The 26,480-nt window shown below is 70.8% G+C and carries 23 protein-coding genes; 13 read left to right on the top strand and 10 right to left on the bottom strand.

All coding sequences use genetic code 11. The features are described from left to right. Positions 1-24: 24 nt before the first annotated feature. From ACTMTF_RS16900 to ACTMTF_RS16890, 3 genes are read right to left on the bottom strand one after another with little or no spacing between them, the layout of a single operon-like run. Positions 25-2,040: an endo-beta-N-acetylglucosaminidase gene (locus tag ACTMTF_RS16900; protein WP_441111511.1), complete on the bottom strand. Its 2,016-nt coding sequence runs from the start codon at positions 2,038-2,040 to the stop codon at positions 25-27. A 21-nt stretch (positions 2,041-2,061) separates the two neighbouring features. Beyond that, entirely contained in the window at positions 2,062-3,285 is a 1,224-nt protein-coding gene (locus tag ACTMTF_RS16895; RefSeq protein ID WP_441111510.1) for a glycoside hydrolase 5 family protein, read from the bottom strand. 46 nt (positions 3,286-3,331) lie between these two features. Next, positions 3,332-4,363, bottom strand: a complete 1,032-nt coding sequence (locus tag ACTMTF_RS16890; RefSeq protein WP_441111509.1) for a LacI family DNA-binding transcriptional regulator — start codon at positions 4,361-4,363, stop codon at positions 3,332-3,334. A 131-nt stretch (positions 4,364-4,494) separates the two neighbouring features. Here ACTMTF_RS16890 and ACTMTF_RS16885 point away from each other — a divergent pair, with 131 nt between their 5' ends. The 4 genes from ACTMTF_RS16885 to ACTMTF_RS16870 are packed head-to-tail and all read left to right on the top strand — an operon-like array spanning position 4,495 to position 10,565. Continuing rightward, positions 4,495-5,778 (top strand): ABC transporter substrate-binding protein, encoded by a 1,284-nt coding sequence (locus ACTMTF_RS16885; RefSeq protein WP_441111508.1) that lies wholly within the window; start codon positions 4,495-4,497, stop codon positions 5,776-5,778. Further along, entirely contained in the window at positions 5,778-6,650 is an 873-nt protein-coding gene (locus ACTMTF_RS16880) for a carbohydrate ABC transporter permease (RefSeq protein ID WP_397006978.1), read from the top strand. The genes ACTMTF_RS16885 and ACTMTF_RS16880 overlap by 1 nt, the downstream gene beginning before the upstream one ends. 1 nt (position 6,651) lies before the next feature. After that, complete coding sequence (locus ACTMTF_RS16875) at positions 6,652-7,515, top strand: carbohydrate ABC transporter permease (RefSeq protein ID WP_441111507.1); 864 nt, start codon at positions 6,652-6,654, stop codon at positions 7,513-7,515. 26 nt (positions 7,516-7,541) lie between these two features. Next, positions 7,542-10,565, top strand: a complete 3,024-nt coding sequence (locus tag ACTMTF_RS16870) for an alpha-mannosidase (RefSeq protein ID WP_441111506.1) — start codon at positions 7,542-7,544, stop codon at positions 10,563-10,565. Positions 10,566-10,765: 200 nt separating this feature from the next. Here the strand turns inward: ACTMTF_RS16870 and ACTMTF_RS16865 are convergent, their stop codons facing one another. Then, positions 10,766-11,692, bottom strand: coding sequence for an alpha/beta fold hydrolase (locus tag ACTMTF_RS16865; RefSeq protein WP_441111505.1), 927 nt, complete (start codon positions 11,690-11,692; stop codon positions 10,766-10,768). A 281-nt stretch (positions 11,693-11,973) separates the two neighbouring features. Here ACTMTF_RS16865 and ACTMTF_RS16860 point away from each other — a divergent pair, with 281 nt between their 5' ends. Both ACTMTF_RS16860 and ACTMTF_RS16855 read left to right on the top strand, forming a co-directional pair. Further along, positions 11,974-12,780 carry an SAM-dependent methyltransferase gene (locus ACTMTF_RS16860; protein WP_441111504.1) on the top strand — a complete coding sequence of 269 codons (807 nt, stop codon included), beginning with the start codon at positions 11,974-11,976 and terminating at the stop codon, positions 12,778-12,780. 13 nt (positions 12,781-12,793) lie between these two features. Next, positions 12,794-14,089, top strand: coding sequence for a hypothetical protein (locus tag ACTMTF_RS16855; protein WP_441111503.1), 1,296 nt, complete (start codon positions 12,794-12,796; stop codon positions 14,087-14,089). On the opposite strand, the gene ACTMTF_RS16850 is transcribed toward ACTMTF_RS16855, so the two are convergent. Both ACTMTF_RS16850 and ACTMTF_RS16845 read right to left on the bottom strand, forming a co-directional pair. Continuing rightward, positions 14,037-14,732 carry a hypothetical protein gene (locus ACTMTF_RS16850; protein ID WP_441111502.1) on the bottom strand — a complete coding sequence of 232 codons (696 nt, stop codon included), beginning with the start codon at positions 14,730-14,732 and terminating at the stop codon, positions 14,037-14,039. The genes ACTMTF_RS16855 and ACTMTF_RS16850 overlap by 53 nt on opposite strands. 2 nt (positions 14,733-14,734) lie before the next feature. Then, on the bottom strand, positions 14,735-14,869 hold the full coding sequence (locus ACTMTF_RS16845; protein ID WP_441111501.1) for a hypothetical protein: 135 nt from the start codon (positions 14,867-14,869) through the stop codon (positions 14,735-14,737). A 120-nt stretch (positions 14,870-14,989) separates the two neighbouring features. On the opposite strand from ACTMTF_RS16845, the gene ACTMTF_RS16840 reads away from it, so the two are divergent. Both ACTMTF_RS16840 and ACTMTF_RS16835 read left to right on the top strand, forming a co-directional pair. Further along, on the top strand, positions 14,990-16,117 hold the full coding sequence (locus ACTMTF_RS16840) for a sensor histidine kinase (RefSeq protein WP_441111500.1): 1,128 nt from the start codon (positions 14,990-14,992) through the stop codon (positions 16,115-16,117). Then, positions 16,110-17,387 carry a hypothetical protein gene (locus tag ACTMTF_RS16835; protein WP_441111499.1) on the top strand — a complete coding sequence of 426 codons (1,278 nt, stop codon included), beginning with the start codon at positions 16,110-16,112 and terminating at the stop codon, positions 17,385-17,387. Before ACTMTF_RS16840 ends, ACTMTF_RS16835 begins: the two co-directional genes overlap by 8 nt. Positions 17,388-17,454: 67 nt before the next feature. Here the strand turns inward: ACTMTF_RS16835 and ACTMTF_RS16830 are convergent, their stop codons facing one another. The 4 genes from ACTMTF_RS16830 to ACTMTF_RS16815 form a co-directional block, all read right to left on the bottom strand. Then, positions 17,455-17,640 (bottom strand): acyl-CoA dehydrogenase family protein, encoded by a 186-nt coding sequence (locus tag ACTMTF_RS16830; RefSeq protein ID WP_441111498.1) that lies wholly within the window; start codon positions 17,638-17,640, stop codon positions 17,455-17,457. A 67-nt stretch (positions 17,641-17,707) separates the two neighbouring features. Then, on the bottom strand, positions 17,708-18,250 hold the full coding sequence (locus tag ACTMTF_RS16825; protein WP_441111497.1) for a cupin domain-containing protein: 543 nt from the start codon (positions 18,248-18,250) through the stop codon (positions 17,708-17,710). 6 nt (positions 18,251-18,256) lie between these two features. Then, on the bottom strand, positions 18,257-19,882 hold the full coding sequence (locus tag ACTMTF_RS16820) for a long-chain fatty acid--CoA ligase (RefSeq protein ID WP_441111496.1): 1,626 nt from the start codon (positions 19,880-19,882) through the stop codon (positions 18,257-18,259). 116 nt (positions 19,883-19,998) lie between these two features. Further along, positions 19,999-20,682, bottom strand: coding sequence for a TetR/AcrR family transcriptional regulator (locus ACTMTF_RS16815; RefSeq protein ID WP_441111495.1), 684 nt, complete (start codon positions 20,680-20,682; stop codon positions 19,999-20,001). Between the two features lie 143 nt (positions 20,683-20,825). Here ACTMTF_RS16815 and ACTMTF_RS16810 point away from each other — a divergent pair, with 143 nt between their 5' ends. The 5 genes from ACTMTF_RS16810 to ACTMTF_RS16790 are packed head-to-tail and all read left to right on the top strand — an operon-like array spanning position 20,826 to position 26,463. Beyond that, positions 20,826-21,869, top strand: coding sequence for an LLM class flavin-dependent oxidoreductase (locus tag ACTMTF_RS16810; protein ID WP_441111494.1), 1,044 nt, complete (start codon positions 20,826-20,828; stop codon positions 21,867-21,869). A gap of 52 nt (positions 21,870-21,921) precedes the next feature. After that, entirely contained in the window at positions 21,922-22,941 is a 1,020-nt protein-coding gene (locus ACTMTF_RS16805; protein ID WP_441111493.1) for a sugar ABC transporter substrate-binding protein, read from the top strand. Next, entirely contained in the window at positions 22,938-24,452 is a 1,515-nt protein-coding gene (locus ACTMTF_RS16800) for a sugar ABC transporter ATP-binding protein (protein ID WP_441111492.1), read from the top strand. Before ACTMTF_RS16805 ends, ACTMTF_RS16800 begins: the two co-directional genes overlap by 4 nt. Continuing rightward, positions 24,449-25,480, top strand: coding sequence for an ABC transporter permease (locus ACTMTF_RS16795; RefSeq protein WP_441111491.1), 1,032 nt, complete (start codon positions 24,449-24,451; stop codon positions 25,478-25,480). The genes ACTMTF_RS16800 and ACTMTF_RS16795 overlap by 4 nt, the downstream gene beginning before the upstream one ends. Beyond that, a complete protein-coding gene (locus tag ACTMTF_RS16790; protein WP_441111490.1) occupies positions 25,477-26,463 on the top strand; it encodes an ABC transporter permease in 987 nt (328 codons plus the stop codon). Before ACTMTF_RS16795 ends, ACTMTF_RS16790 begins: the two co-directional genes overlap by 4 nt. The last annotated feature ends 17 nt before the right edge of the window (positions 26,464-26,480 follow it).

The raw sequence follows: 26,480 nt of genomic DNA, 5'->3' as shown, positions 1-26,480 counted from the left end.
GACGCGTCGCGGGGCCCTCGCCGGTCAGGAGACACGCGGGCGGGACGGTTCCTCCCACGAGACGGTCGCCGTCGTGGCGGAGGAGCGGCCGTACTCGGCGGAGACCGCCTCCACCTCGATGGTCGTGGCGGACTCGGCGCCCGCGCGGTCGAGCCGGGGGACGAAGTACGCGTCGTTCGGCGTGGCGCCCAGATAGGTGCGGGTGCCGTCGGGGTTACGGCGGTACACGTCGTAGTGGTGGACCCGGCGGCCGGAGTGGCCGTGGACCCGGCGGCCGGACTCGGTCCAGGACAGGCGCAGCGACTTGCGGGTGTCCGACACGTCGGTGACGCCCAGCACGGTGAGGCCCGTCGGGGCGGCGGGCGTGTCCACCGCGCCGTCGTAGACGGCGAGCTGCCCGAGGCGGATGTCGTAGTCGTCCCTGGTGCCGGTCGTCCGCAGGGCGAGCTGGGCGATCTTCTTGCCGGCGTGCGCCGACAGGTCGACGGTCCTGCGTTCCCACCCGGTGCCGGAGGTGGCGCCGAGATCGAAGGTGGTGAAGGTGGTGGGCGCGTTCGTGAACGCCACCGCCAGGCGCAGGTTCGTGGCGCCCGCCGACGGCGTCTTGACGACGGCGGACAGCTTGGTGCCCGCCGTCACGGGGAGCCGCGTCTGGTACAGCCTGATCGTGTTCTCAGCGTCGAGCCGGCCGCGCAGGCGCAGCGAGGAGCCGCCCTCGTAGGCGTCGCCGAAGTCGATCGAGGGAGTGAGCCTGGTGCCGGCCGAGGAGACGAGCCACTGGTAGGTGGGCGGCACGTCCTGCACCGACAGGTTGTTCCAGCCGCCGTCGCGCACGCGCACGCCGCCGACGTTGTAGAAGTCGCCGTGCCCGGCGTTGAACCCGGTGACGAACGGCTTCGCGGTGACCGGCGACGCCTCGGCGATGTAGTGCGCGAGGCCCTTCCACGGCGAGGTGGTCGAGGTGTCGGAGGGGTCGGCGTTGGCGCCCACCCAGAAGCGGGAGTCCCTGGCGCGGAAGTCGGCCGGGCCGCTCGACGATCTCCACGTCCACTCGGGACGGTAGATGCCCAGCGAGGTGGTGTGCCGCCGCCCCGGCGGGAACACCGCGTCCCACGGCACGTTCGTGCCGGTGCCGTTGGCCTCGGTGTCGATGCCGGAGTACAGCTCGTGCTCGTCCCTGCCCAGCTCGCGGGCCAGGCGGCGGGAGGAGTTCAGCTTGGCGGCGGTCCAGCCGAAGTCGAGGAACATCGAGTCCGAGACCCGGGCGGGGTCGTTGAGGAAGGCGTCGTTGGCGCTGGTGAGCGCCTCCTGCCAGGAGATCGTGCCGCTCTCGGTCATGGCGTCGTACCACATGAACTCGGCCGGGCCCCTGCCGCGGGCGTACGTGATCAGCGAGCGCAGCTCGGTGGCGAGCGCGGCGTCACCGCCCTCGGTCTCCTGGTTGATGAACCAGCCGTCGAAGCCGTAGTGCTCGGCCACCTGCACCAGCTTGTCGGCCACCGGGTAGGTGGAGCCGCTCTTGCGGACGAAGTCGCGCACCCACTGGAGCCGGCCGCCGAACACGGCCGGCGGGAAGAACACCGTGCCGTACACCTTGACGCCGTTGCGGTGCGCCGCGTCGATGACCGTGGGGTTGGGCGCGAGGATCAGGCCCTCGAACGACGAGCCGCCCCAGAAGACCAGGGTGTCGACATACTGCCAGTGTCCGAAGGCGTAGTAGCTGGGATCGAGCGAGCCCTGTGACGGGTTGTTCGAGGTCGGCGCGAAGGAGACCAGGGAGGCGACGCGGCCCTCGCCCGCGCGGGCGTTGGCGTTGGCCTTCAGCGCCGGGCTCTGGACCCGCGGGCGCAGCGGCACCCGTGAACGGTTGAACCTGGCGTCGGGATCGGTCGCCGGATCCCAGGACAGGATGGTGTCGGGGTACCAGTAGGAGGCGTACGGCTGGTCGCCCGTCGTCGCCGGGGCCGCCTGGGCCGGAGCGGTGACGAGAGCCGCCAGCGCGAAGAGGACGCAGAGGGTGGATAAGAGCCTTCGTCGCATGTGCTCTCCTGTCGTAGCGGTTCACGCCGGGGTCAGCACGGTGTCGATCCCGCGCGCGTCGAGATAGGCGGTGTCACCCGCCCGCGAGGCGGTGACGATGGCGAGCGGGCCGGTCCGGCGCCGACGTACCCACTCGGTGTGGAAGGCGCTGCCCGGCGCGACCTCGCCCCGGCGCTCCGGCTCGGCCCGCAGATCCACGTCGCACACCAGCGCGGGCCTGTTCCCGGCGGGACGGCGGTGCTCGCGGATCACCGCCGCCAGCTCCCTGGCCACGGGCTTGGCCACGTGATCCACGGTGAACAGGCCGAGGTCGTACTCGCGCTCGGGGAAGTCGGCGAGGGAGCGGTCGAGATCGTGGGAGCACCACCAGGTGACGCCCCACAGAGCCGGGTTGGCGGTGACGTCGCCGAGCATGCGGCGCACGAACTCCGGGGCGGCGTCCTCGGGGATGTCGGGCCGTGGCGCGCCCACCTCCTGGAGCCACACCGGACGGGCGGGATCGGCCGAGGTGGCCGCGGCGAGCTCCACCAGATAGTCGGCGTGGGTGACGGTGGCCGGGCCGAGCGGGCCGTCCAGCGCGGAGACGCCGTTGAACACCCAGGAGTGGACCGTCGTCAGATCGCCGAGATCGACGTTGTCGGCGGGATGGAAGGGGTGGCCGGGCTCGTACCAGGTGGCGTCGTAGAGCGAGTGCAGGGTGAGCAGGCGCGGCGCGGCGGCGCGGGCGGCGGCGATCAGCTCGGCGGCCCAGGCGGCGGACGCCTCGGGCGTCGTCGGGTTGGCGGGGTAGAGGTTGTTCACCTCGTTGCCGAGCGTGACCGCGAACACGTTGGCGCGGGTGGCGACCTCCCGGGCGAGCCGGTCCACATAGGCGACCAGGCCCTCGCGGACCTCCGGGTCGGTGAAGAGGCTGCGCCGATGCCAGGTGAGCACCCAGGACGGCAGGAAGTCGAAGCTCGACAGGTGGCCCTGGATCAGGTCCACCGAGACCGACAGCTCGAACTCGGCGGCCAGGTCGATCAGGCCGAGCAGGTCGTCGATCGGCGCCTGCCTGATCAGCGCGCGGTTGGGCTGGATCCACGGCCAGATCGGGAACACCCTGACGTGGTCGAGCCCGATCCCGGCGAGGTCCTCGAAGTCCCGCCGGACGGCGTCGGCGGTGGTGGCGGCAGGGTCGAGCGCGCCGTAGAACCAGCCGGACGAGGGCACGTAGTTGGCGCCGAAACGAAGCGGGGGCAGGGGCACGCGTCCTCCAGGGAGTCGTGTCGATCTCCCTGGAATCTAAACCGCTTTAGTCGGCCCTGCCAAGAGCGGGCGGCGCGGTGCTCTCCCTGACCACCAGCCGGGGGGTGGCGGTCTTGACGTCGCGGCGCAGCGCGGGGTCGGCGATCACCTGGAGCAGCACCTCGGCCACCTGCCCGCCGAGCGCGATGGTGTCGCGCGAGAGCGAGGTGATGCTCGGGTGGGTGACCCGGGTGAGCACCGAGTCGTCGAAGGACAGGATCGACACCTCACCGGGCACCCGTACGCCCATCTCGCCCGCCACACCGAGCCCGGCCAGCGCCATCACGTCACTGTCGTAGACGATCGCGGTCGGCCGCCGCGGGCGTGACAGCAGCGCCCTGGTGGCCGCCGCCCCCTCGGCGTCGCTGAAGTCGGTCGGCAGCGACACCGTGTCGACCAGCCCGAGCCGGCGCACGGAGTCGCGCAGCGCCCGGATGCGGCGCTGGGTGTGCCGGAGGCCGGGCAGCCCCGCGACGTGCGCGACGCGCCGGTGGCCGAGCGCCGCGAGGTAGTCGACGACCGACAGCATCGCCTCCCTGTCGTCGGCCCACACGCTGGACAGCGCGCCGAAGCGCCCTGGGCCGCCGAGCACCACGGCGGGCACGCCGAGCTCCTCCAGTGCCTCGAAGCGCGGGTCGCGGACGGTCGGATCGACCAGGACGAAACCGTCCACGCGGTGCGCCGAGGTCCATTCCCGGTAGGTCTCGATCTCGGCCGCGGAGTCCTCGACGACCAGCAGGTGCATGGCCATCGACTCCGCCGACAGCCTGGCCTGCAGGCCTGACAGGAGCTGGGCGAAGAACGGCTCGACGCCCAGGGTGCTGGCGGGCCGCGCGATCACCAGCCCCACCGCGCCGGCCCGCGCGCCGCCCAGCGCCCTGGCGGCGCTGTGCGGGCGCCAGTTCATCTCGTCGGCCACCTGGAGGATCCGCGCCCTGGTCGTCTCGCTGACGCCGGGGCGCCCGTTCAGCGCGAACGACACCGCGCCCTTGGACACCCCCACCCGCCGCGCGATGTCGGCGATGGTCGGTCGGGCCACTACGTGCTCCTTCTGCGCGGAACCCTCGCCGCACGGTTTTGTCCACAGCTCTTGACATCGGAGTCTAGCCCGGTGGATAGTCCGGCAACTAGAGCGGTTTAGTACGTCGGTGGAAGTGTGAGGAGAGCGACATGCGAAGGCACCGAACAGGACTGGCCGCAGTGGCCACGGCGCTGGTCGTGGGGGCGACCGGAGGGTGCGGGCTCGGCGCGCCCGAGCAGGCGGCGGCGCCCAGCGCGTCCGTCTCCGGCGAGGTGACGGGCAAGGTCAGCTTCCAGACGTGGGCGCTCAAGCCGAAGTTCACCGAGTACGTCCAGGGCGTCATCGACGGCTTCGAGAAGAAGTACCCGGGTGTCCAGGTCGAGTGGCTGGACCAGCCCGCCGAGGACTACTCCGAGAAGGTGCTGAGCCAGGCGGCGGGCGGCAACCTCCCCGACGTCACGAACCTGCCCCCCGAGTTCGGACTCCCCCTGGTGAAGCAGGGCCTGCTGCTCGACGTCGCCAAGGCGGACCCGAAGGTCACCCAGGAGTATGTCGCCGGCGGCCTCGACGCCTACAGGTATCCGGGGATCGAGGGCGTCTACAGCTACCCGTGGTACCTCAACACCGACGTGAACTACTGGAACACCGAACTGCTCACCGCGAACGGTCTCGACCCCGAGAAGCTCCCCACCACTCTGGACGAGCTCATCGAGCAGGCCAGGACGTTCAAGAAGGCCGGCAACAAGGTCTTCCTGATGAGCCGTAAGCCGGAGCTGCTCGACCTCACCAACGCGGGCGTGCAGGTCATGTCCCCGGACGGCACCCGCTTCACCTTCAACACGCCCGAGGCCGTCGCCCTGCTCGACAAGTATCGGGCCGCCTACAAGGAGGGCCTGCTGCCCCGCGACATCCTGACCGACACCTACGCCGGCAACTCCAAGCTGTTCACCGAGGAGACCGTGGCGTGGACCACCGGCGGCGGCAACCTGATCACCAGCCTGGCCGGCGACAATCCCGGCCTCGCGCCCAAGGTCGTGCCGTCGGCCGCGATGGGGACCCCGCCGCTCTACGTGCAGGGGCTGGCGGTCTCCGCCAGGACGAAGAACGCCCCCGCCGCGGTCGCGCTGGCCCGCTGGGTGACCAACGCGGAGAACCAGGCCGCCTTCGCCCACCTGGTGAACATCTTCCCCAGCACCACGGCCTCGGCGAACGACCCGTTCTTCAGCAAGAGTGACGGCACGAACTCCGGCGACGCCAAGGTCCTCGCCTTCAGCTCGCTGGCCAAGGCGAAGCTGCTCACGCCGGTCCAGGTCAGCGACGCGATGAAGACGATCGTCGCGCAGCAGTTCGCCTCGGCCATCAGCGGTGACGTGACGTCCAAGGAAGCGCTCGACGAAGCGGTGGCCCAGTGCGACCGGCTCCTCAAAGGCTGATGACCCGGCAGCGCTGGTTCACGCCGTGGCTCCTGGTGGCCCCCGCCGCGGTCTGGCTGATGGTGTTCTCCGTGTGGCCGTCGATCAACACGGTCGTTCTCTCCTTCACCAACGCCAAACCGCTCGGGGGCGGCTGGTTCACCGGGCTGGAGAACTACGACCGCCTGCTGAACGACGCCCAGCTCGTCGACGCGCTGATCAACAGCATCGTCTACATGGTGATCTGCCTGCCGCTGCTCACGATGCTGCCCCTGCTGATGGCGATCCTGGTGGAGAAGAAGCTGCCGGGCATCATGTTCTTCCGCACCGCCTTCTACACCCCCGTGGTCGCCTCGGCCGTGGTGGTCGCGCTGATCTGGGGCTGGCTGCTCGACGATCGGGGCGCGATCAACGGCTTCGCGCAATGGCTCGGCGTGGTCGGCGAGCCGTTGCCGTTCCTGACCGACCGGTGGCTGCTGCTGTTCAGCGCGATCAGCCTGACCGTCTGGAAGGGCCTCGGATATTATATGATCATCTATCTCTCGGCCCTGGGCAACGTCCGGCGCGAGCTGCATGAGGCCGCCGCCGTCGACGGCGCGGGCCCGGTGCGGCGGTTCTGGAGCATCACGGTGCCGGGGGTGCGCAACACGATGCTGCTGATCTCCGTGCTGGTCTCGGTCTCGGCCCTGCGCGTGTTCTCCGAGCTGTACGTGCTGTCGAACGGCACCGGCGGGCCCGGTGGCCGCGACATGTCGGTGGTGATGCTCATCCAGCTCTACAGCCGGGGGCTCACCGGTCACCTCGGCTACGCCTCCGCGCTCAGCATCGTCCTGTTGCTGATCACGATCGGCCCGATGCTCCTCCTGCTGCGGCTCAACCGGAGGGGGTCCTGACATGGCGCACGTCAGGGCCGCACGCCGGGGCGGCTTCAACACGATCAGCACCCGCGAGAAGGCAGTGCGCTACGCCCTGCTGCTCCTCGTGCTGGCGCTCACCATCTCACCGTTCCTGTGGCAGCTCTCCACCTCGCTCAAGAGCCTCGACGAGGACATCTACTCCGCCACGCCGAGCTTCCTGCCCGAGCACCCGACGCTGGACAACTACGCCGGGGTCGCCGACACCATCCCCGTCTGGTCCTACGCCCTCAACTCGCTGATCGTGGCGGCGATCGTGGTGACAGGCAACGCGATCGGCGCGACCCTGGCGGGATTCGCGCTGGCCAGACTCCGCTTCCGCGGTGCGAAGCTGCTGTTCGGGCTGTTCCTGGCGACGCTCGTGCTGCCGGGCGAGGTCACGATCATCTCGCAGTACGTCACCGTGCGCGGGCTGGGCCTGGCCGACACGCTCCTCGGCGTGGCGCTGCCGGGCGCGATAGCGATGCTCAACGTGCTGCTGATGTACACCGCGTTCCAGGCGATCCCCAAGGAGATGGACGAGGCCGCGATCATCGACGGGGCGACGGTGTGGCAGCGGCTGCGCCACATCGGCCTGCCCAACGTGCGCGGCATGCTCAGCGTCGTCACGATCTTCTCCTTCATCGGTGCCTGGGACGACTTCCTCTGGCCGCTCATCGTCCTGAACAACCCCGACAACTACACTCTCACCGTCGGTTTGCAGTACCTCAACGGCACGTTCGCCAACAATCCACGCCTGATCGCAGCCGGAACGATGATCTCCTTCCTGCCGATCGTGATCCTGTTCGCGACGCTCCAGCGGTTCTTCTTCAGGGGCGTCGCGGAAGGCGCCATCAAGGGCTGACCGCCCCCTCCACGAGGAGCCGCTCGATGCATGATGACCGCACGCTGGTCGAAGCCCGTCTGAAGCGCGTGCTGGAGGAGCGCGTGCGCCCGGCCGTCCATCAGGAGTCCGTACCCCTGGAGGTGGCGGTCTGGCACGCGCCCGGTGAGCCGGTCCCGGTGGCCGAGGGGCTGGCGGCGGCGGCCGGGGCGTCCGCGCCGATCGCGGTGGGCGACCAGTGGGGCGCGCCGTGGGGGACGAGCTGGTTCACCGTCACCGGCACCGTGCCGGAGCGGTGGGCGGGGCGGACGGTCGAGGCGATCCTCGACCTCGGTTTCGACGAGAACATGCCCGGCTTCCAGTGCGAGGGCCTGGTCTACCGTCCCGACGGCACTCCCGTGAAGGGCCTCAACCCGCGCAACCAGTGGGTGCGCGTCGGCGCCCCCGTCGAGGGCGGGGAGGAGGTGCGGCTGCACGTCGAGGCCGCCTCCAACCCGGTCATCCTCGACTATCACCCCTTCCTGCCGACGAAGCTCGGCGACAGGGAGACGGCCGGGACCACCCCGCAGTACCGGCTCGCCCGCATGGACCTCGCCGTCTTCGACGAGGCCGTCTGGCAGCTCGTCATCGACCTCGAAGTGCTGGGCGAGCTCATGATGGAGCTGCCCGTCGAGTCCGCCCGGCGCTACGAGCTGCTGCGCGCCATCGGGCGGGCGCTGGACGCCATCGACCTTCAGGACGTCGGCGGCACCGCCGAGGCCGCCCGCGCCGAGCTGGCCGGCGTGCTGTCGGCGCCCGCCGTGCCCTCCGCGCACCGGATCAGCGCCGTCGGCCACGCGCACATCGACTCGGCCTGGCTGTGGCCGCTGCGCGAGACCGTGCGCAAGGTGGCCCGCACCGCGTCCAACATGACCGCGCTGCTGCGCGACGAGCCGGACTTCGTCTTCGTCATGTCGCAGGCGCAGCAGTGGGCGTGGATCAAGGAGCACCGGCCCGAGGTGTGGGCCGAGGTGACCAAGGCGGTGGCCGCCGGGCGGTTCGTCCCGACGGGCGGCATGTGGGTGGAGTCCGACACCAACATGCCGGGATCGGAGGCGATGGCCAGGCAGTTCGTGCACGGCAAGCGGTTCTTCATCGACGAGTTCGGCGTCGACAACGACGAGGTGTGGCTGCCCGACACGTTCGGGTTCGCGGCCGGGCTGCCGCAGATCATCAAGGCGGCGGGCTCCAGGCGGCTGCTCACCCAGAAGATCTCGTGGAGCCGGACCAACACGTTCCCGCACCACACGTTCCTGTGGGAGGGCATCGACGGCACCCGGATCTTCACCCACTTCCCTCCCGTGGACACCTACAACTGCTCCATGAGCGGCCGGGAGATCGCGCACGCCGCCGCGAACTTCAAGGACAAGGGCGTCGCCAGGCACTCGCTCGCCCCGACCGGCTGGGGGGACGGCGGCGGCGGCACCACCCGCGAGATGGTCGCCAAGGCGGCCAGGCTGCGCGACCTGGAAGGCTCGGCCACCGTCACCTGGGAGACTCCCTCCGCCTTCTTCGACAAGGCGGAGGCGGAGTACCCGCACCCGCCCGTCTGGGCGGGCGAGCTCTACCTCGAACTGCACCGGGCCACGCTCACCAGCCAGGCCAGGACCAAGCGCGGCAACCGGCGCAGCGAGTCGCTGCTGCGCGAGGCCGAGCTGTGGGCGGCCACCGCAGCCGTGCGCGCCGGCTTCTCCTACCCGTACGCGCAGCTCGACAGGATCTGGAAGACGGTGCTCCTGCACCAGTTCCACGACATCCTGCCCGGGTCGTCGATCGCGTGGGTGCACCGCGAGGCCGAGCGCACCTACGCGGCGGTGGCCGAGGAGCTGGAGTCGATCATCGACGCCGCCCAGCGAGCCCTGGCCGGGCCCCCCTCCGGCGGCGTCGTCGTCTTCAACTCCGCGCCGCACACCCGCGCCGCCGTCCCGGCCGGAGGAGCCGCGCGGGCGGACGGGGCCGGTGCCAGCGGGCGAACGGCACGCGAGGACGGCGGCCAGGTGCTGGACAACGGTCTGCTGCGGGTGGAGATCGACGGGCGGGGACTGGTGGTCTCCGCGTTCGACCTCGCGGCCGAGCGTGAGACCGTCGCGCCCGGCCAGGCGGCCAACCTGCTCCAGATTCACCCGGACTTCCCCAACATGTGGGACGCCTGGGACGTGGACGAGTTCTACCGCAACACCGTCACCGACCTGGTCGAGGCCGAGGAGGTGGCGCCGGGCGACGAGCCGGGCTCGGTCCGCGTCGTCCGCTCGTTCGGCGCATCCACGGTGACCCAGGTGCTCACGCTCCCGCCCGGCGCCAAGCGGCTCGACATCCGCACCGAGGTCGACTGGCACGAGACGGAGAAGTTCCTCAAGCTGGCCTTCCCACTGGACGTGCACGCGGAGCGGTACGCCTCGGAGAGCCAGTACGGCCACGTCTACCGCCCCACCCACACCAACACGAGCTGGGAGGCGGCCAAGTTCGAGGCGTGCAACCACCGCTTCGTGCACGTGGGAGAGCCGGACTGGGGCGTCGCGCTGGTCAACGACTCCACCTACGGCCACGACGTGACCCGTACGGTCCGGGCGGGCGACTCGGGCACGACCACCACCGTGCGGATCTCCCTGCTGCGCGCCCCGCGTTTCCCCGACCCGGAGACCGACCAGGGCCTGCACCGCTTCCACCACGCGCTCGTGCCGGGCGCGACGATCGGGGACGCGGTGCGCGAGGGCCACTTCGCCAACCTGCCCGAGCGCCGCGTTCCCGGTGACGCCGAGGTGGCGCCCCTGGTCACGCTGGACAACGACGCGGTGGTGGTCACCGCCGTCAAGCTGGCCGACGACGAGAGCGGCGACGTGATCGTACGCTTCCACGAGTCGCGCGGCGCCCGTGCCAGGGCCACCCTGACCCCGAACTTCCCGATCTCCGCCGCCATCCCGGCCGACCTGCTGGAGCGCCCCCTGGCCGACCCGCACCCCGGAGGCGAGCCGGTTTCCCTGCGGCTGCGGCCCTTCGAACTCGTCACCCTGAGACTGGTCCGCGGGCGATGAGCCCTGCCGGTTCGGCGCTCCGGCGCGGCGGCCTGATCGGGGGGCGTGATCCCGAGCCCGTTGACTGCGAGGACCACGCCATTCGCCCGGAGGAAACTACGTCGTGACACCATCAGCGACCGCTGCTCCTTGCTCGGCAACCAGGGCTGACGGGCATCCCCGGCGTGCGGAGCCTCAGCGGATGCCGGCGGCCGGACCGCCTAGCGGCGGGTGGCCTGCGAGGCGACGAGCTGGATGGCCTTGACGGCGACTTCGGGCTGGTCGACGTAGATGTAGTGCTCGCTCTTCTTGGCCGTGCTCAGCTTGGCGCGACTGGACACCGCGAGCCACTTGCGCTGGCCTGCGGACCAGGCCCGCTCCAGGCGCGGCCCGTACTGGGGAATGGCCGCGAGGTACTGCTTGCCGTGCTGGATCACCTGCACCGGGATCCTGCCGGCGGAACGGACCTTACCGTCGGGGACGACCAGCTTCTCCGGGTTCTGCCCCTGGAACACCGCGAGGTTCTGCGCCCGCAACTCGGCGGCCGGACCCGTGGCGGACTTGGGGATCGCCCGCATGATGTCGCCGGCCATGGTGGGTGACGTGGCGTCCATCAGGACCAGCCCCTTGACCCTGTCCCGGTGCTCGGGGGCGTACCTGGCGGCGATCAGCCCGCCCAGCGAGTGCCCGGCCAGCACGACCGGACGGTCACCCGCGACCTGGTCGAGCACCCCGGTCAGGATCTTCCCGGTGCTGGCGAAGCTCTGCAGGCCGTCCGGCTGGTCGCTCGCTCCCGCGCCGAGCCGGTCGTAGGAGCAAACCTGGTTCTTCTTGCTCAGTGTCTTCTGCAGGGCGGCCAGCTTGTCCACCCCGTCACCCGCTCCGTGCAGCAGCACGACGACCGGCTTGCCCCTCTTCGGGACACCCGAGCAGGACACGTTCACCGACTTGCCGGCAATCTTGATCTTCTTGGTGCCGGAGATCGGGTCCTTGCGATCCGTGGGGGCGAAGGGGTCCCACTCTGCCAAGGTGGTGGTGGCGAACGGGTCCCACTCCTCCGCAGAGGCGGCCCCGCCGCCGGCGACTCCCGCACCGACCATGGTGCAGCACAGCGCGGCCACAACAGATGCCTTGATCTTGCCTCGCATTAGGTCCTCCAGTGAGCTGATTCGCACGGCGGTGTGGTCCGAAGCGACCAAAGCGCCGCAGCCACACCGGAAACGCTACGGAATCAACCATGCCGTAATCGTCACCACATAGAGGACACTTTCGGGTAGCTCGCACGGGGGACAACGGACGGAAACGATCTTTCTTGTCCAAGATCCAAGAATCTGCGGCAGTCGCTTGCGGGCCCCCACTGGCCGACGTCACCCTAGTCATAGACTCGGAATCTCCCATTCTGGGGGCTTCTGCCGTTCTGGAAGGGTTGATGATGGCCGACGAGCCCGAGGACAAGCTCCAGTCGCACGTGCCGCACACGGCACGGATCTGGAACTACTGGCTGGGCGGTAAAGACCATTTTCCGGTGGATCGGGAGGTTGGGGAACGGGTTCGCGAGATCTTCCCTGTGGTGATCGAGCTGGCCCGGGCCGACCGGCTGTTCCTGGGCCGGGCTGTGCGGTACCTGACCACCGAGGTGGGGATCCGGCAATTCCTTGATATCGGCACCGGACTGCCCACCCAGGACAACACCCATGAGGTCGCGCAGCAGGCGGCCCCCGAGTCGCGGATCGTGTACGTCGACAACGATCCACTGGTGCTGGTGCACGCGCGAGCCCTGCTGACCAGCTCCGAAGAGGGCGCCACCGACTACATCGACGCCGATCTGCACGACCCGGACAACATCCTGCGGCAGGCGGCCAAGACGCTGGACTTCTCCCAGCCGATGGCGATCATGCTGCTGGGCGTCATGCATTTCATCAGTGACGACGACGAGCTCCAGCGGATCATCGACCGGTTGCTGGCGGCGGTGCCGTCCGGGAGCTACATCGCGGTGGCCAACACCACCACGGCGGTCAACGGCGAGACCACCGCCGAGGCGGTGCGCGTGTGGAACATCGACGCCCAGCCCAAGCTGAAGCTGCGCACCCCCGAGCGGATCGCCGAGTTCTTCACCGGCCTGGAGGTGGTGGAGCCGGGGTGGGTCTCGTGCTCACGGTGGCGTCCCGAGCCCGAATGGGACGGCGGCCTGCCGGTCGAGGTCGACCAGTGGTGCGGGATCGTACGCAAGCCGTAGAGGTCGCGGCCCGGTGACGAGCCTGGCGAGCGCCGAGCCGTCGTGGGTGAGCGCCTGGACGGGGGGCTTGCCTGCCATCCATGTCGGTAATGTCGCCGAGTACAACTCCGTCTTCGGCGGCATCTCGGCGGGGCGCGATCACTACTCCTGCCTGGCGGCCTTCGCCAGTCCCCGGCCCGACCTCGTCGTGCTGCCGCTGCCCGTACCGGAGTGGTGGATCCGGCACCTGTCCGAAACGCTGGGCTGGGGCGAGCTGAGAGTGTGCGGGGGTCTGGCGGCGGACGGGCAGGTGTCGGCGGCCCTCGCCGGCCGGCCAGAGCTCATCTCCTCCGAAGCGACGGTGCTGGCCTGGGGTCACACGCCCGCATTCGACCGGATCCGGCCCGCTCCCGCCGGGGTGCTGGACTGCATCCGCCGCTTCGAGTCCAAGCGCGGCTCCCACGAGCTCTTCCGCGAGCTGGCTCCAGGCCGGCGGGGAATCCGGATCGCGGCACAGCGCCGGGTCGGATCACGCCGCGAGCTGCGAGGGGCGGCCTTGCCCTATGTGCTCAAGAAGGAGTACGGGGTGGGCGGCGTGGGCACCCAGATCGTGACCACGACCCCGCCGCCCCGGAGGGTACGCGGTCTTCTGCTGGAGGAGTACATCGCGGGCGTCGCCAACCCCACGTACGACGCCGTCGTCGCAGCGGACGGGCGGGTGCACCCGGTCGGTACGGGTGCGATGACGATCGACGGCACCCGCTACCAGGGCGTCACTCTCGGCCCCGGCGCACTCCCCGCCGAGCAGGTGCGGACCGCAGCCGGCTTCGGCGCCGCCGTGGGCACGGCACTGGCCTCCTACGGTTACCGCGGCTGGTACGACGTGGACTTCGTGGCCGACCGGGCGGGACCATTGGTGCCCACCGAGATCAACCTGCGGCTCACCGGTCCCGCCGTGGCCTTCACCCTCCAGGTGGCGCTGGATCGCCTGCATGGCGCCGGGCATGTGGTGCGTACCCTGGATTGTCTGCCCTTGGGCGCCCGCCTGCCGTCGACCGCGCTGCGTGAGCACGTCACGCGGCTGGCCGAACGATGCGCGGAACTCGGCACGATTCTCCTGGTCACCATTCCGACCGCCGCGCTCGACCCCTTCCCCTACCTGGGGATCGCGCTCGCCTCCCGGACGCTTCGGGAGTTGGACGAGGCAGAGCGGGCCGTGCGGACCGCCAACGAGGCGCTCGGCACGATGTTCACCCGGCACGGCTCCGAACACGTGGTCACCGCCGTCGACCGGCGACGAAGGCGACGAGCACCGCTGTGGCGATCATGAGGGTGATGTTGAAGCCGTAGACGAGGGCCGCCTGTCGCGGCCAGTCGGTCTTGGCGGCCAGCCGGTACAAATTGTCCTGCGGCCACCACGCCACCAGCAGCCAGGTGAGCGCCAGCCAGGCCGATGTGGTCAGTGGTGCGGAGCGGCCCAGCCGGGCCAGCGCCGGGCGGCCCCGCAGCAGAACCATCACGCCCAGCCCGAACGAGGCCCACTCGAACAGGTAGAGCCCGAAGAACAGCGCCGCCCAGGGCAGTGGCACACCGGACAGATCAGTGGAGAAGGGCCAGAATACGTTGGTGGTAGCAGAGGCGAGGAAGCCGAACAGGAGCGTGCCGCCGATCATCAGCGAGCCGCTCCCCGCTGGTGCGAAGCCGCCCTTGCCGCCCGTAGGCCGCTGCCCCTCCACGACCGGAAGGGGCAGCGCCGCGACGTCGACCGCGCCCTCAGCCGTGCGCGGCAACACGGGTATCACCGCCACCACGTCGGGCAGTCGGCGCAGCGGCACCAGCTCGGCCAGGAACTCCCTGGGCTGCTCGCCGTCGCCGGCGACCACGTAGGCGATCATCTGCTCGCCCTCGACCACGACGCACTCGGTCACCGCCGGGTGCCCGAGTAGACGCTGTCCGGGCTCGTCCTCGACCATGGTCAAAAAGTACGCCCGGCGGCGGTCCTCATCAAGATCTCCTGCTCACGCTTGGCAGGGCCGGTGAAGGCGGCCCCCCAGTCGGCGTGGAAGTTGGGCCCGGCGGACCGGTAGAGCCTGAGGATGGCGGCGCTCATGTCCTCGTCGTGGGCGGCGTCGCCCTCCCGCGTTGAATTTCACAAGTCACGACATTTCCGGATGACGGAGACGTTAGGCTGCGTGCCGGGCAGAGGCGTGGGTGGTTCGAGAGGTGTCGGTTGGCAGGGGAAGCCGTGGGGCTGCTGCTGCGCTTCGGCCGCGGGTACGCCTCCGCGGTGCGCCTGGCGACGCTGGTGCCGATCTGCGCCATCGCCCTGTTCCGGGCCCCGGCCGAGCACCTGGCGAGCACCGCGGTCGTGGTCGGCGTCGCGGCGGTCTGGACATGTGGGTTCGCGTGGTGGCTGCGGGCGGGGCGGGGCAGCGCGCTCGTCCCCTTCGACGTGGTCGTCCTGTTGGGACTGTTCAGCAGCAGCTTCTGGACCGACGCCGTGGCGGACAGGAACACGGGGTGGCTGCGGCTGCTGGTCACCTTCGCCTGCGTGACCTACCAGTGGCACACCTCGACGGCGCTGGGCGGCGCGGCCGCGATCGCCGCCGGCGGCGGGGCGGTGGCGCTCCTCATGGCGGCGGGGGCATGGGAGGTCGACGCGAGCCTGGTCACGGGCACGATGTGGGCGGTACCGGCCGCCGCGCTCTCCAGAGCGGCCTGGACCCTCGTCCGCCATGCGGCGAAACGGGCCGACCTGATGGCGGCCGAGGCCCTGCGAGCACGCGGGGAGGCCCTGGTGGCCGCGGCCGTCCGCGCCGAGGAGCGCGAGCAGGTCAACTCGCTGCACGACACGGCGGCGACGACCCTGCTGATGGTCGGCACGGGACAGGTGAGCTCGGACGCCGGTTGGCTGGCCCCGCAGGCGCGGCGCGACCTGGGCAGACTTCGCTCCGTCGGCGGGCGGGCGCCCGAGGAGGCCGACCTCGTCGACCTGCTGCGTGCTGATCTCGCCGTCACACACCTGACCGTGGACTTCGACGGCCCTGAGCGGCTTCCCCTCCCGTTCGGCGTCGCCAGGACGATCACCGACGCGGCGGGCGAGGCTCTCACCAACGTGCGCCGCCACTCGGGCACCACCCGCGCGACCGTCCGGCTCCGAGGCGACGCGCGGGCGCTCCGCCTCGACATCGCCGACCAGGGGCGGGGGTTCTCACCGCACGACGTGCCGGGGACCCGGCGCGGCGTACGCGAGTCCATCCGCGGCAGGATGGAGAGCGTCGGCGGCACGGCTACGATCGCCTCCGCCGTCGGCGAGGGGACTCAGGTCCGGCTCGAATGGCGCGCCGCCGATGAGTGACACCACCGAGAGTGACACCACCGAGAGTGACACCACTGCGGGTGACAGAGCCGCGAGCGAGGCGACTGCTCGTGAGGCTGCTGCTCGTGAGGTCGTTGTGGGTGACGCCGTGATGCACGTCGCCGGGTCGAGCGGCGTGGCGGGTGCGAGCTGGGCCGTTGCGAGCGACGCCGTCGAGGAGTCGACGCGGGCGCAGTTGCGGCGCGGCCTGCGGGTCGCGACGCTGGTCGTCGCCATGGCGGTCGCGTGCGGGCTCGGGCTCACCAACCTGGTGCGCCACCTCGACTCCTATGACATGCCGCTCGCGCAGTTCGGCGCCTTCGCGGCGCTCGGCGCCGTGCTGCTCACCGAGGCCGCGCTGCTCGTCCGCGGGCGTTCGTGGGGCCGCTTGCGCGGCCCGGCCATCGCGCTCGTGCTCGCCGCGTCCATGCTGTCGTACGCGACCCTGCCGGACGGACGCACGTCGACCAGTGAGGATTGGATCTTCGGCGCGGCCAACTGGGCGGGCCTCGTCGTGATGCTGGACCGCCCGCTGCGTGCCGCGGCGATGTTCCTGCTGGCCCACGAGCTCACCGCGCTGCTCAACCTGCTCCTGTTCGAGGAGCCCACCCGGGCTGCGCTGGCCCGGTTCGCGACCGGGTCGGTCACGGTGATCGGCTTCCCGCTGTGCCTGGCGGTGGTGGCGACCGTGCTGCGCAGCCTCGGCGCGGCGGCGGTGGCCGCGCGCAGGGAGATCGAGCAGGTACGCGTCGCGGAAGCCGTCGTCGCCGAATCGCACCGCCGCAGGCAGCAGCGCTTCGCCGAGCTGTCGGCGACCACGGTGCCGCTGCTGGAGGGGCTCGCCGACGGCTCACTTCGCCCGGAGAACCCGCTGGTCCAACGGAGCTGCGCCATCGAGGCGGCCCGTATGCGCCGGCTGTTCGCCGAGTCCGACACGGCCGCCAACCCCCTGCTGCACGAGTTACGTCACTGCATCGACGTGGCGGACCGTAAGGGCGTCGTGGTGGAGCTGGACTCACGCGGCCAGTGGCCGACGCCGCCGGTGGCGGTCAGGCGGGACCTCACCGAAGCGGTCCTCGTCGTCCTCGCCACCGCGGCCACCCGGGCACGCGTCACCGTCGTGGGCAGCGCCGCCCTGGTGTCGGTCAGCGTGGTCGCCGACTGCGGCGAGATCGACGTGCCGGCGCCGGCCACGCCGGGCGTGCGCGTCGAAGCGTTGACCAACGACGACACGGCCTGGATGGAGGCCGAATGGCAGCCGACGGGGTGAGCACCGCGATGGTGTCATTCGATTCCCCAAGAAGGAAACAGGCTCATCGGTCGCCCACTCCAGGCCGTCAGTTGCCGCGGCCCACGACTGCCATGGGGTACGGCGCTCCGATGCCGGCCGCGCGCCAGGCGGCCCGGTCGATGCGTCGCTCGGCGGCGAAACGCTCCTGGTGGGGCAGCAGTTCGCGGGAGGCGAACGCGGTCACGGCGGCTCTGAACAGATCGTGGTCGTCGTCGAACAACAGTCGGTCCACAGGCGGCCTTCCGGGAGCGGGAACGCGGGAGCGACAGGGGACGCCTGCCGCCGCCGGCGCTCGGAGGTCAGGATGCGCGGTCGGCCCCGACGAGCACGTAACACATCAGCGCGGGCCGGTCGCCGCGGTTGTGCCAGGCGTGGCGGGTGCCCTGCTGGACCACGCAGGCGCCGGGGGTCAGCTTGACCTCCTTGCCGTCGTCCAGCTCCAGGTGCAACTCGCCTTCCAGGCAGATGCCGTAGTCGACGGTGTCGGTGGTGTGCATGCCGGGGTCGTCGGGCTCGAACACGTCCATCAGTCCGGGCAGCTTCTCGGCCGCCTCGGCGGCGAGCCGGTCGGGATCGCCGAGCCGCTCAGGGGCGGCGGATTCGGGGGCCCAGCGCAGGAACAGGACGCGGGTGCCGCCGGTGCCGGGGAAGAAGGGGAAGAGTCGCGGCTGCTGTGGCCCGGTGCCGACCGTGGCCCCGCCGTCCTCGGTGCCCCACATCAGGAAGAAGTCCGAGCCGGGGATGGCTCCGACGGAGATCGGCTCGGCGGGTCGGTCGGTGACGAACACCGAGGTCCCGTCGGGCTCCCGGCCGGTGACGATGAGTCGAGGCTGAATGGGCATGTTCGCTCACTCCTCAGGGGGGATGTCCTGCCGGTGCTGAAGGCGTAACTGTCGCTTGGCGAACTTCCCGGTCGCCGTCTTCGGGATCTCGGAGATGAAGATCACCTGCTCGGGGATCCACCAGCGGGCGACGTGTGAGGTCAGGTGCTCGCGCACGTCGTCGGCGGTGAGGCCGGTGCCGGGCTTGGGGACCACGTAGGCGACGGGGCGTTCGCCCCAGCGGGGGTGTTCCACGCCGATCACCGCGGCCTCGGCGACCCGGGGATCGGCCATGATGGCGCCCTCCAGCTCGACCGAGGGGATCCATTCACCGCCGGACTTCACCAGGTCCTTGGTCCGGTCGACGATGCGCACGTAACCGTGACCGTCGATGGTGGCGACGTCCCCGGTCCTGAGCCAGCCGTCGTCGGTGAACGCCGGGCCTGGCCGCTCCTCGCCCACGTAGCGGGCGGCGATGGTGGGGCCGGCCGCCTGCAACTCACCCGGCGTGCTGCCGTCCCAGGCGACCTCCGTACCGTCCTCGCCGATCACCCGGAGCTCGGTGAGCGGCACCGCGAGCCCGGGCGAGCCGATGACCGCGCGCTGCGCGTCCGGGTCCAGATCGTCGTGTACGGTCGCCAGCCGCGGCACCGTCACCACCGGGCTGGTCTCCGTCATCCCCCACGCATTGGTGAGGGGAATCCCGATGGCCTGCTGGTACGAGCGCGACAGTGCGTCGTCGACGGCGCCGCCCCCGCAGACGATCATCCGCAGGCTGGACAGGTCGTGGTCGGCCAGCAGCGGCTCCAGGCCGCGCCACACCGTGGGCACCGCGCCGGTGAAGGTGACGCGGTGCCGCTCCATCTGCGTGATCAGCTCCGCGGGCCGCATCGCCGGTCCGGGCAGGACGAGATCCGCCCCGCACAACATCGCGGCGTACGGGAACCCCCAGGCGTTGACGTGGAACATCGGCACGACCGGCATCACCACGTCGCGCTCGCTGATCCCGAAGGTGTCGGTCATGAGCAGCAGCAGGGCGTGCAGGACCATCGACCGGTGGCTGTAGAGGACCCCTTTCGGGTTGCCCGTGGTGCCGGAGGTGTAACAGAGCGCCGCCGCGGTGTTCTCGTCCGCGATCGAGAACTCCCCGTCGAAGAGGCTGACCTCGGCGAGCAGCGTCTCGTAGCCGACGATCCGGGGATCGTCGGGCAGCGGCACGTCGGCGCCGTCGTCCATGACCACCACGTGTCGCGGGCTCCTGAAGGACTCGGCCAGCGGCCACACCGTGGGCAGCAGCGACCGGTCGACGAAGAGCACGTCATCTGCGGCATCGTCGACGATGTAGCGGATCTGCTCGTGGAACAGCCGATGGTTGATCGTGTGCAGGACCCGGCCGGTGCACGGCACCGCGAGGTACAACTCGACGTGCCGCTGGCTGTTCCAGCCGAACGTGCCGACTCGGGCGCCGCTGGGGACGCCGAGCCGGTCCAGGGCGGCCGCCAGCCGCCGCGTACGCGCGCAGACGTCGGCCCACGTCACAGCGCTTTCGCCGTCGACGCGACCGGTCACCACCCGCTTGTGCCCGAAATACTGCTCCACCCGGCGGAAGACGAGGGGGAGGGCCAGGGCGTGCTCCTGCATCAAGCCGTACATCGCGTCGACAGCCTTTCTGGAGCCCGACTTTCTGGACGGAGAAAGCTCATCACTTACTGAGCGCATAGTTAGTAATGAGCACGACTCTTGTCAAGCGTGCGGCGACGACAGAAGCCTTACGCGCCGGTGGGGCGCCGGTTGCGGACAGCGGCGGTCATGTGGACGGCCAGGTCGGCATAGAAGGCGCCGAGCGAGGCCGGAGTGTCGGTGCCGCCCAGCCGATACCAGCGGACCAGATCCACTCCCAGCGACAGGATCGACCGCGCCAGGCGGCTGACATCGTCCGGGTCCGCCGTCGCGCCGTCGACGATCCGGCGCACCGCGTCCCGGAAGATGGTGTTGAACTGGGCGCGCAGCTCGCGAATCTCCGCATAGTGCTCGGGGGACAGCGGCGTCAGCTCGTTCTGGCACACGCGCGCCGCGGTGTGGTGCTCGGCGTGCCACTCCACGAACGCCGCGACCGCCCGGCGCAGGCAGGTCTCCGGGTCGCCGTCGGCGGGCAGCGCCGCCCGCAGAGTCTCCAGAGCCCGGAGGTGACCGCTGCGCACGATCTCGAACAGCACCTCCTCCTTGGTGGCGAAGTGCACGTACAAGGCGCCGGGGGTCAGTCCGACCTTGGCCGTGATGTCGCGTGTCGTCGTGGCCTGGAACCCCTTCTCGGCGAAACAGAGCACGGCGGAGCCCAGCAGGGCCTTGGCCACGTCCGAGAGGTCCGCGTCCCAGAGCTTGTCGGACGGTTCGTCCAGCCGCACGAGCGGGGGATTGCCACCCCGCCGTGGGCCGCGACGCTTCGCGACCATCCCCGATCCTCCCCGTGCTCACCTTGACGCGCCGACATTACCGTCCCGCTGAACGTCCACGCGCACATCTTGACACCTCCTCGGCTGCTCAGTAACTATGCGCTCAGTAAGTAAGTCCTGGCTCGCAATCGAGGAGATGCGGTATGCGCAAGGGCATCGTGGTCACGGCGAAACCAGGGGTAGAGGATCTGGCGGCCAAGGCCGAGGAACTCGGGTACGACAGCTTCTGGGTCTACGACACGCCGATGGTCAACGGAGACCCGTTCGTCGGTCTGGCCCTGTGCGCCAAGGCGACCAGCCGCATCCGGCTCGGGGTCGGCGTCACCTCGCCGGCCCTGCGTTCGGCCCCCGCGAGCGCGGCGGCCCTCAGCAGCCTCAACGCCCTCGCACCCGGCCGGATCATCTGCGGCGTCGGCACCGGCAACACCGCCCGGCGCACCCTGGGCATGAAGCCCACCACGATGGCCACCCTGGAGCGCTTCACCCGGCAACTCCAGGACCTCACCGCCGGCCGCCCCACCGAGTACAGCGAGGGTGACCGCACCCGCGATGTGCGCTTCCTGCACGTCGGCGACCACGTCAACACCGAGGACCCGATCGAGTTCGTCGTGGCCGCCTTCGGGCTCAAGGCCGCTCGCATCGCGGGCCGCCGCGGCGCCGGGACCATCTCGTTCGGTCTGCTCGACCCGGCGACCTGGCAGGCGTTCGTCGAGGCGCACGACGCCGCCGCCGCCGAGGCCGGCGCGCGGACGCCGACCACCTCGTACGTGATGACCTCGATGCACATCCTCGCCGAAGGCGAGAACCCCTACGGCGACCTCGCCCGTGACTCCATGGGCCACATCGCCATGGCGCTGCTCACCTTCGCCGCGGACAACCCCGCCTTCAGGGAAGGGCTCGAACCCGAGGAACTCGACGCGGTGCAGCGGCTCCTCGACCGGCGCGGCACGACCGCCACCGCCGACGACCGCCACTTCCGGCTGTACGAGAACTACCTCGGCCGGATCCATCCCGAGGACCGCGACCTGATCGTCCCCTCCCTGGTCGACAAGCTCGGCCTGGTCGGCACCGGCGACGACCTGGTCAAACGCATCGCCACCCTCGAAGCCTCCGGCATCGACGAGCTGGTCCTCCAACCCGTCCTCGACCCGGCGCAGGAGATGGCCGACTTCGCACGACTCCTGTGACCGGCCGTTCCACGCCGCCGCAAAACCCACCACGTCGAAGGGTCGGAAAGCCATGTTCCGCACCAGATCCCGAGGCCCCGCTCTCGCCGCCGGCACGCTCGCACTCACCCTCCTGACGACGGCCTGCGGCGGCCAGACCGCCGCACCGCCGTCCGGCGGCGCCTCCGCGACGTCGCTCTCGGGCAAGACGATCGCCCTGGTCGGCTACGGGAACAGCAACCCGTGGGGCGCCTACTTCAACAAGGTCTTCACCGAGCGTCTGGCACCCACCGGCGTGCAGGTCGGCGACATGACGACGATGGACCCGGGCACCCAGGTCCAGAAGTTCAACCAGGCCGTGGCGCAGAAGCCGGACCTGATCGTGGTCGCGATCATCGACACCACGGCGATGGCGGTGCCGATCAAGAAGGCCAAAGCCGCCGGCGTCCCGGTGCTCGCCTTCGACGGCCCGCCAGACCCGGCGGTGGCGGACGAGGTCATGTCGGTGCTCTCGGACAACGAGAAGCTCGGCGAGTACGCCGCGCAGAACATCATCGAGGGCCTCAAGGCTCAGGGCCGCGACTCCGGCAACATCATCGTCCTCACCGGCACCAAGTCCATGCTCGTGACCCAGCACCGCATGAAAGGCTTCGCCAAGGTCCTGGCCACCGCGCCGCAGTACAAGGTCGTCGAGGAGCAGGACGCCAACTGGGATCCCCAGCTCTCCGGCTCCATCGCCCAGCAACTCCTGGCCAAGCACGGCAAGGACGGGGTGCAGGCCGCGTACGGCATGGCGGACTACATGGCCCTGCCGATCATCCAGGCGGCCAAGCAGGCCGGCTTCGCCATCGGCGGCAAGGACGGCCTGATCGTCACCAGCAGCAACTGCTTCAAGGCCGGCATCGACTCCATCAAGGCAGGCGAGTTGTACGGGACGGCCACCGAGGACCCGGGCACCATCGCCGAGCAGACCGCCGACTACGTCGTACGGTATCTGACGGGCAAGAACCCGCCGCGTAGCGAGACCGTCCAGGAGGAGCGGGTCACCGCCGCGAACGTGAGCCGGTTCGCCGAGCAGTGCAGCCACGCATGAGCCCATCGGCCACCGGCGGCCCCCCGGTCCGCGTCGAGGGACTGGCCCGCGCCTTCAACGGCGTCCCCGCGGTCAGGGAGGTCTCCTTCGCCGTGGGCGTCGGCGAGATCCACGGCCTGTGCGGCCACAACGGCGCAGGCAAGAGCACGGTGGTGAAGATGCTGTCCGGGCAGCTCGCGCCCGACCGCGGCCGCATCGTGATCGGCGGTGAGACGGTCGAGCTGCGCAGTCGCCAGGCCGCTCAGCGCGCGGGCGTGGCGCTCGTGGACCAGGAGCTGAGCGTCGTACCGGCCTTGACCGTGCTCGACAACATGCTGCTCGGGGACATCGACGTGCCGTTCGTCAACCGCCGGCGCAAGGCCACGGCCCGGTGCCGGCAGATCTTGGACGACATGGGCCTGGAGCACATCGGCCCGGACCGGCCGTTGTCGACGCTCGGCATCGGAGAGCGGCAACTGGTCGAGATCGCCAAGGCGCTCAGCCAGAACGCCCGGCTGGTGATCCTCGACGAGCCCACCGCGACCCTCGGCGAGGCCGAGAGCCGGCATGTGTTCGCCGCGATCCGCCGGGTCGCGGCCACGGGCTGCTCGATCATCTTCGTCTCCCACCGGCTGCCGGAGGTCCTGGAGCTGTGCGACGTCGTGACCGTGCTGCGCGACGGCCGCGACGTCGCCACGCACCCCGCTGAGGACCTGACGGTGGACGAGCTGATCAGGTGGATGCTCGGGGAGACGCGCCGGCAGCCGTCCGCCGCACCCGGGCCGGACCGGGACCTCGCACCCGCGTTGCGGATCGAGCGCCTGCGCGTGCCCGGACGGCTCGACGACTTCACCCTCACCGCCCAGGCGGGCCGCATCTACGCGCTGGCCGGTCAGCTCGGCAGCGGCGCCTCCGACGTCCTGCGCGCCTTGGCCGGACTGCACCCCGGGACGACGGGAACCGCGGAGCTGCGCGGGCGGCCCGTTGCGATCCGCGACCCGGTCGGGGCCGCGCGCGGCGGCGTCGCCTTCGTGTCCAACGACCGCAAGTCCGAGGGTCTGTTCCTCGGCAAGCCGACCGCGTGGAACCTCGTCGCGACGCGCCTGCCCGCGCTGGGGCGCGCCGGTGTCGTACGGTCCCGTCGCGAGCGCAGCACCGCCCGATCGCTCGCGGAGCGGTCGGGCCTGCCGGAGCGGCGGCTCGATGAGCCGGTGATGACGTTGAGCGGAGGCAACCAGCAGAAGGTCTTCGTCGGTCGCTGCCTGGAACACGAGAACGTCTTCGCCCTCCTGCTGGACGAGCCGACCCGCGGTGTGGACGTCGGGGGTCGCGCGGCGATCCACCGGCTCCTCCGCCAGGCCGCCGATGCCGGGCTGGTCGTGATGTTCGCCTCCACCGAGCTTGAGGAACTGCTCGAACTGGGTGACGTGATCGTCACGATGCGGGACGGCCGGCTGGTGAACCGATACGAAGGCGACACCGACGGCGCGCTGCTGTTGCGCGACATGACCCACGGAGCGGGACAGGCATGACCACGGCCGACGACTCCACCAGCGGCGCGGTGAGCACCACGCCGGACCCGTCGCCATCCGGCGCCGGCGGGGCCGCGTCGACGGATGGCCCGCCTCGGAGGTGGCCGGCGAGCGCCGTCACGGCCGGCCTCGCCCTCCTCCTCCTGGTGCTGCTCCTGGTCCCGGCCGTGACGACGCCCCGGTTCCTCACCCTCGACAACGCGCGCGCGATCCTCGCCTCGGCCGCCTTCGTGGGCATCACCTCGGTCGGCGCCACCATGGTGATGATCGCCGGGTCCGGGGTGTCGCTGGCCACCTCCCAGATCGCGACCGTCGTGGCGATGGTCTTCCTGGGCACGCAGCACTTGGGGCTGTGGGTCGCGCTGCTGATCGCGCTCGCGGCCGGCGTCGCGCTCAGCGCGGCGCAGGGCGCGGTCATCGGCTTCTGGAACGCCGACCCGATCGTGCTCACCATCGCCGGCGGGTTCGCGATCGGCGGCGCGGCCACCTGGTTCAGCGGCGGGACCACGGTCTACCCCGCCACGCGGCAGTTCGAGGTGCTCAACTCCACCCCGCTGGGCCTGCCACTGGCCGTGTACGTCCTGCTCGCGGTCACGGTGCTCGTCGAATGGACGCTGCGCCGCACGACGGCCGGCCGGCAGATGTACCTGGTGGGCGAGAACCGGGCCGCGGCGCGCGCGGCCGGTCTGCCCGTCGGCCGGGTGACCGTGATCGCGTGGGCCGTCTCCGGCGCGTGCGTCGCGCTGACCGGGATCTTCCTCGCCTCGTTCCACACCTCCGCCACGGTGACGCTCGGCGGCACGCTCACCCTCGATGCCATCGCGGCGGTCCTCGTGGGAGGTACGGCGATCTCCGGCGGTCACGGCTCGGCCGTGCGGACCCTGGGCGGCGCGGTGCTCATCGCCGTCATCTCCGACGTGCTGCTGCTGCGCGGCTACTCGACCGGCGTGCAGATCCTCGTGAAGGGAGTCCTCGTGCTCGCGGTCGTCATCATCGTGCACGTGCGCGCCACCAGGGGCCGGCGATGACCCGCCGGTGGCCGGCCAGGCCGGAGCAGCTGATGCCGACGGTCTCCCTGCTGGTCGTGCTGGCCGCGTTCGCGTGCTCGCCGCTGCTGAGCGGCAGGCCCCTTGAGCCGTTCGACGGCTACAACGCGCTGCAGGGCTTCGCCCAGCTCGGTCTCCTGGCCCTCGCGATCGGGATCACGATGATCGCCGGCGAGTTCGACCTGTCGGTCGCCGGGACGTACGCGCTCGGCGGCATGCTCGCCGTCCAGACCGGTACATCGTCCCCGATCATGGGCGTCCTGGCCGCCGTGGCCGCCGGCGCCGCCATCGGCGCGGTGCAGGGCGGGCTGATCGCCCGGCTGCGCATCCCGTCCATGCCCGTCACACTCGCGACGTACATCGCCCTTCTGGGGTTGACGTACGCGATGTCCGGAGGGCTGAGCAAGACCTACACCAATGGCGACGCGACCTTGTGGGTCGACCAGACGATCGCCGGTGTCTTCTCGCCCCGGAGCCTGTTGACGCTCGCGGCGTTCCTCATCGCCGCGACCGTGCTGGGCTGCACCAAGCTGGGACGTGAGCTGCGCGCCATCGGCGGCGACCGCCGGGCCAGCCGGGTCGCCGGCGTCGGCGTGGACCGGCGGATCGTCGGGATCTTCACGTTGTCAGGGACACTGGCGGCACTGGGCGGCGCCCTGCTCGGCTACAGCTACGCCTCGGCGAACCCGGATCCGGGATTGCAGCCGCTGATCCTCGCCGTCGTGGCCGCGCTGCTCGGCGGCGTGTCGCTGGCCGGCGGTCGCGGCTCCCCGCTGGGACTGCTGGCCGGAACCCTCTCGGTGGCGCTGCTCGCGCAGATCGTGGCGGTCACCGCCCTGCCCGACTTCTCCACCCAGCTGTTGTACGCGGCGCTCCTCGCGGTGATCGTCGCCATCGAGAGCCCCGGGCTGCGTCAGGCGGTGGAACGGCTCCGGGCCCGCCGTGCGAGCGCGGCACGGCGTTGACATGTGCCCTGCCATGA

It is taken from the genome of Nonomuraea sp. ZG12 (assembly GCF_052068115.1).
Classification (GTDB): Bacteria; Actinomycetota; Actinomycetes; order Streptosporangiales; family Streptosporangiaceae; genus Nonomuraea.
Note: the sequence above shows the minus strand (reverse complement) of the source record. Positions and strands in the feature narration are given on the sequence as shown.